The following is a 243-nucleotide window of genomic DNA, read 5'->3' as shown; positions in this document are numbered from 1 at the left end:
ATCTGGATAATTATCAGTGGTTCTGGACCAGCCACGAGAGCATTGGTGTCGGTCTGCATGATGAGACCGGTTACTTGTTTGATCTGTCGCGGGAGTTACCATTGCGGCTGCGCTTCATGCGGGACGATGAGACCGGACGGCAGATATTGTCTTTCCTGTTCCACCATCTTGCGCTGGATGAATGGTCGCTGAATTTGATGATGGATGAGCTGGGCACAGCCTATCAGGCGCGGCTTGAAGGCA

1 pseudogene is annotated in these 243 nt (G+C 53.1%); it reads left to right on the top strand.

Annotated features, from left to right (window positions below):
• Positions 1 to 243 (top strand): annotated as a pseudogene (locus HBA93_RS22895) (acinetobactin biosynthesis protein); the annotation flags it as partial.

Origin of the sequence: Ochrobactrum sp. SFR4, from assembly GCF_019730395.1 — a bacterium.
In the GTDB taxonomy this organism is placed as follows: Bacteria; Pseudomonadota; Alphaproteobacteria; order Rhizobiales; family Rhizobiaceae; genus Pseudochrobactrum.
Note: the sequence above shows the minus strand (reverse complement) of the source record. Positions and strands in the feature narration are given on the sequence as shown.